This is a genomic window from Moorena sp. SIO4E2 (assembly GCF_010671945.1).
Lineage (GTDB): Bacteria > Cyanobacteriota > Cyanobacteriia > Cyanobacteriales > Coleofasciculaceae > Moorena > Moorena producens.
Map to the genome: position 1 here is coordinate 1 of NZ_JAAHIE010000577.1, position 4,252 is coordinate 4,252.

The 4,252-nt window shown below is 47.2% G+C and carries 5 protein-coding genes; all 5 read left to right on the top strand.

Annotated features, from left to right (window positions below; translation table 11 throughout):
• Positions 1-139 precede the first annotated feature (139 nt).
• Positions 140-1,192: a VWA containing CoxE family protein gene (locus F6K37_RS33305; protein ID WP_287254956.1), complete on the top strand. Its 1,053-nt coding sequence runs from the start codon at positions 140-142 to the stop codon at positions 1,190-1,192.
• A 5-nt stretch (positions 1,193-1,197) separates the two neighbouring features.
• Entirely contained in the window at positions 1,198-2,865 is a 1,668-nt protein-coding gene (locus F6K37_RS33310) for a formylglycine-generating enzyme family protein (protein ID WP_287254957.1), read from the top strand.
• Positions 2,856-3,026, top strand: coding sequence for a hypothetical protein (locus tag F6K37_RS33315; protein ID WP_287254958.1), 171 nt, complete (start codon positions 2,856-2,858; stop codon positions 3,024-3,026). Before F6K37_RS33310 ends, F6K37_RS33315 begins: the two co-directional genes overlap by 10 nt.
• A gap of 245 nt (positions 3,027-3,271) precedes the next feature.
• Entirely contained in the window at positions 3,272-3,403 is a 132-nt protein-coding gene (locus tag F6K37_RS33320) for a hypothetical protein (RefSeq protein WP_287254960.1), read from the top strand.
• The coding region (locus F6K37_RS33325; RefSeq protein ID WP_287254962.1) for a formylglycine-generating enzyme family protein at positions 3,381-4,252 on the top strand (872 nt) is incomplete at its 3' end. The genes F6K37_RS33320 and F6K37_RS33325, both read left to right, overlap by 23 nt.

Here is a 4,252-nt window from a genome sequence, read left to right on the forward strand (position 1 = left end):
CTAAATCCCCCTTAACAAGGGGGATTTAGGGGGATCCCCCTAGCCCCCCTTGTTAAGGGGGGAACTGGAGTGAAAGTCCCCCTTGTTAAGGGGGATTTAGGGGGATCTTCTACGTGTTACACTGTCTTATGAAATTGGTATGAGTAACTTTAATCCCCGCCCTCTGTTAACTCGCCTCTTTTACCGCTTGCGCCGGGATGGGTTTGCCTTGGGAATTAATGAATATTTAGCTGCCTTACAAGCTATGGAGGGCGGCTGGGGAGTGCAGGATGCCAATGCTCTCAAAAAACTTTTGCGGACGCTTTGGTGTCATTCCCCAGAGCAACAATATCATTTAGAAGTCATTTTTCGTTCCATTAGCGCAGAAGAAAGCCAAGAAGACGAAAAACCAAGGGAATTTCCCTCAGAATCATCGGAATCATCGTCCTCCCCTAAGAATCCTCCTCCTGTATCCTCTGAGGAACAGGTTCCCTCAAGGGTAGACTCTCCTACTCCAGTTCCTGAATTATCCTTACTGCCGGTCAAATCATCAATCAATGTATTGGAACACACAGAAGACCGGGATTTCCAAGGGTATTATCCCATTTCTCGCAGGTATATGGTTTATAGCTGGCGTTATTTACGGCGGATGGTGGCAGATGGTAGAGAAGATGTTCTGGATGTGGAAGGGACAATTGCCAAGGTCTGCCAACAGGGATTTTTTTTAAAGCCCAAATACAGCCGAAGGGAGCAAAATCACGCTGATTTGCTCTTGTTGCTGGATCACGAAGGCTCTATGACTCCCTTTCACCGCTTTACCCGAGATTTAGTGGAAACCGCCCAACACGACAGTAATATCGAACGGGTGCGGGTGGGCTATTTCCACAACGTTCCACCAGAGTATGTTTATAACGACCCTTATCTAACCGAAAAGGTAAAGTTTGAGTCAATTTTGGCAGAGTCCGATGGGGATACCAGTGTTTTAATTGTCAGCGATGGGGGAGCAGCTCGTGGCGATCGCCGTTCGGAAAGATTTTCAGCAACCGCTGAAGTTTTGTGGCACATTAAACAGCATACCAAGTTAATTGCCTGGTTGAATCCCGTTCCCTCTGAACGCTGGCAGGGAAGCACTGCCCAATTTATCGCTCATTTAGTACCAATGTACCCCCTCGATCCTCATGGGTTAAATCAAGCGATCGCACAGATTCGTTAAGATCTATGACAACTTCCTCATCTGACCAATTAACGGGAGAATTAGCCAGGCAACAAATTGAACGGTTTGTGGCCAGGTTTCAGCCCAACTATCGCTATCTAGCTTGTCATTGCGCCTTGCCCTTGGTTTTGACTCCGGAATTGGTCAATTATATCCGAGTGCAATTTTTACTGAACCAGGAAGTGCCTTGGATAGCAGAAGCGGATTTACTGTTATCGGAGTTATGCCGTCCAGTTGGTTATGAATTATATGCCATGACTCCGGCGGTACGGTCTAATTTATTGGCACAATTTGAAACACCAGAATTTCAGCATAAATTTGGCACAAATCGCCTCAAATCCGTCGCCCAATTGCTGATGGACTACGTGACTTATTTAATGGGAACCCATCCCCCTAGCCGACAGCGAGAATTCCAGGCACAACAATGGGCAGCCATGGTGTATTTAGATCAACATCGCACTGAAGCAGAACAGGAGATTGCCACAGCCCTACAAGGATTGGTTAACCGAGGAAAAAATGGACAGGCAGAATTAGCCCGATTACAGCGTTTAATTCAAGAATTTAGACCCCAGTTGAGTCAATATGACTCCTTAATGAAATTTGCTGAATCCCTCGGAATCTGGCTCAAAGGTCAAATTCCCCCTGATGCTGGTCAATCCTATGGTGTTCATGGGGTAAACCTTAGCCTTAATCCAGTCACTCAGCTGGAAGGTTTTCCACCCATGCAAACCTTTGAATGTGAGGTGGTAACCATTGGGCTGGGAGCAGGGACAGAGATTGAGTTAAAACCTTTTGACTTTGAAGTGGCAACTATTGAGTTGAAACCAAAAGGCCGGTTGAGAACAGAAACAGAACTAATCATCAACCGTCATCAGCACCGAGCTTATGGTTTTACCGAAGACTTAGGGAATGGAGTTGAGCTAGAGATGCTTGCCATCCCCGGTGGCACTTTCGTTATGGGTTCCCCAGAAACAGAACAGGGGCATAGTGATGATGAAAGTCCCCAGCATCAAGTCACGGTTAAATCCTTCTTGATGGGCAAATACCCAGTGACCCAAGCCCAATGGCAAGCGGTGGCCGCCCTACCCCAAGTCAACAGAAAACTTGAACCCGATCCATCCTATTTTAAAGGGGAAAACCGACCTGTAGATACAGTCTCTTGGTATGATGCGGTGGAATTTTGTGAGCGGGTGTCCCAGTATACGAAACGCCCTTATCGCTTGCCCAGTGAAGCCGAGTGGGAGTATGCTTGTCGAGCCGGAACAACAACTCCGTTTCATTTTGGTGAGACAATTACAACGGACCTAGCTAACTATGATGGCAACTATACTTATGGCTCTGGTTCCAAAGGCAAATATGTTCAGGAAACAACCCCAGTGGGAAGTTTTGGGGTAGCCAATGACTTTGGACTCTACGATATGCATGGAAATGTGTGGGAGTGGTGTGCAGACCATTGGCACTCAAACTATGAAGGTGCGCCGACAGATGGCAGTGCCTGGGAAGATGACCCTGAAAATAAAAATGAAAATGATAATCATTGGTGGCTGTTGCGGGGCGGTTGTTGGGGGAGCTTCCCTGTAGGCTGCCGTTCTGGGTCTCGCAACAACTATAATCCGGCCCTCAGGCGCAACGACCTCATTTTTGGTTTTCGTGTGGTGTGTGGGTGGGCGTAGACTCGGTAACCCTTTACCCTTTTGCCCTTTTGCCCTGTGTTCTCTTTTCCCTCTTCCCTCTCCCCGCCGTAGAACTGGCATCTTGCCAGTGGTTGGGGAATCGGCTTGATGCCAGTGGCTGGGGAATCGGCTTGATGCCAGTGTCAATCTCAATCGAATAATAATAATATCACTGGCAAGATGCCAGTTCTACCACTAATAATAATATCACTGGCAAGATGCCAGTTCTACACAAGATGCCAGTTCTACCACTAATAATATTATCACTGGCAAGATGCCAGTTCTACCACTAATAATATTATCACTGGCAAGATGCCAGTTCTACCACTAATAATATTATCACTGGCAAGATGCCAGTTCTACACAAGATGCCAGTTCTACCACTAATAATATTATCACTGGCAAGATGCCAGTTCTACCACTAATCATTGATCTGGTCACTGGCAAGATGCCAGTTCTACACAAGATGCCAGTTCTACACAAGATGCCAGTGAATCCATCAGTTAAACCAAAGAATGGTGATGCCAGAAAGAAGTAAAGAAGAACAGCAATCAAAACTTAATATCAAACGCCATCGGCGACAAATTCAGTACTTCACTGAAGATTTGGGAAATGGTATCACCTTGGACATGGTAGCCATCCCCAGTGGCACTTTCGAGATGGGTTCCCCAGAAACCGAAGAGGGGCATAGAGACAGTGAAATTCCCCAGCATCAAGTCACGGTTAAATCCTTCTTCATGGGTAAATACCCAGTTACCCAAGCCCAATGGCAAGCGGTGGCCGCCCTACTCCAAGTCAACAGAGAACTTGAACCCAATCCATCCTATTTTAAAGGGAAAGACCGACCTGTAGATACAGTCTCTTGGTCTGATGCGGTAGAGTTTTGTGAGCGGCTGTCCGAGTATACCAAACGCCCTTATCGCTTGCCCAGTGAAGCCCAGTGGGAGTACGCCTGTAGAGCCGGAACAACTACCCCGTTTCATTTTGGAGAGACGATTACTACAGAGTTTGCTAACTACAATGGAACAGATGATCAACACGGTGGTTGGAAAGGATCTTATGGTAATGGGCCATCAGGGATTTATCGTAGAGAAACCACCCCAGTGGGGAGTTTTGGGGTAGCCAATGACTTTGGACTCTACGATATGCATGGGAATGTGTGGGAGTGGTGTGCAGACCATTGGCACTCAAACTATAAAGGTGCGCCGACAGATGGCAGTGCCTGGGAAGATGAACCGGATAGCCATAATGAAAATGATAATAAATATCGGGTGTGGCGGGGTGGTTCCTGCTACACCTTGCCTAAAAACTGCCGTTCTGGGTCTCGCGGCGTCTTTAATCCGGCCTTGAGGCACCTCGTCGGCAATATTGGTTTTCGTGTGGTGTG